Origin of the sequence: Streptomyces sp. NPDC048191 (assembly GCF_040652655.1) — a bacterium.
Classification (GTDB): Bacteria; Actinomycetota; Actinomycetes; order Streptomycetales; family Streptomycetaceae; genus Streptomyces.
The window spans coordinates 1-1,064 of sequence record NZ_JBEZMO010000099.1 but is presented as its reverse complement, the minus strand read 5'-3'; the positions used below and the strand labels follow the sequence as shown (position 1 = coordinate 1,064).

Here is a 1,064-nt window from a genome sequence, read left to right as displayed (position 1 = left end):
ACAACCCCCCCCCAACCCACCCCCCCCCCCCCGGGGGGGCGGGGGCGCCCCCCCCCCCCCCCGGCCCCGGCCCTTTCGAGAACAGGAACGACGATGCCCCGCCCTTCACGGAGGCGAGCATGACCGGAGAAGACTGGCGTCCACGGCCGATCTACCTGCCAGACGCCCACCTGCCCAACTCGGCTGAGCCGGTATGGACTTGCCGCCAGTGCCGTACGCCGTGGCCGTGCCCGACCGCCGAGCCGTACCTCACCCGGGGGCAATGCAGTACCTGCGGCAGCCCGACCTACTGGGACACCAACCTGCCCCGTCAGTGGCACCTCGGCCCCCGCTGCTACACCGCCGCCGACGCCCTGCGCGCCGAAGCGGAGGAACTCCACCAGCACCACCAGAGGAACCCGAACTACCCCCCCAGCCACTACTACCCGGACAAGCCCCGGCGCCGTCGCCGCCAGCGTCCGCCGTACGACCACACGCCCAGCCGGCCCGGCGACATCGAACCCGGCACCACCCTCTGGGTCAGCCCCGGAGGACTGCACCCGGGATGGGGCGACATCCACCACCTGGCGATCCTGACCGCACACGGACGCCCGAAGTGCGAGGTGTGGGTCTGGCTCGACAGCACCGTCCACCTGGTCCGGCCCGAGTACCTCATCCTGGACATCTCCCCGATCCGCAACGCCGCCCGCGTGGCAGGCGTGACGACCTTCCGTCAGCAGCCCGGCCGCCCGAGCCCGCTCCTGCCCGAGTGGCAGTGGATCAAGTGGACCGTGGACCGCCACCTCCAGCACCGCGAACAGCACGCCCCGCCGCCCCCGACCACCGAGGCGGTCCAGGAGCCCCTGTTCGCCAGCTGACCCCCCGGCCCGGGACGGCACCCGCCGCCCCGGGCCGAACGCATTGCGCGGCCACCGCGACGACAGCCCGGAGACCCACACACCGCCGCGCACGTCCTTCAACTCCTTCTCACCGTGGGCGACGGTCGCGGCGTGGTGGAGGCGGGGGTGCGCGGCGTTGTGGTGGTGCACCCGGCCCGGGGGGCCGGGTGCGAGGGGCGCTCTCGC

General features: G+C 73.8%; 1 protein-coding gene. It reads left to right on the top strand.

Translation table 11 applies throughout. The features are described 5' to 3' along the window. The first annotated feature begins 119 nt into the window (after positions 1–119). Complete coding sequence (locus AB0D93_RS41590) at positions 120–857, top strand: hypothetical protein (RefSeq protein ID WP_362131983.1); 738 nt, start codon at positions 120–122, stop codon at positions 855–857. Positions 858–1,064 lie beyond the last annotated feature (207 nt).

Excerpts from the sequence above, each read along its gene's own strand:
- AB0D93_RS41590 (WP_362131983.1), top strand. The coding sequence starts at position 120 with ATGACCGGAGAAGACTGGCGTCCACGGCCGATCTACCTGCCAGACGCC.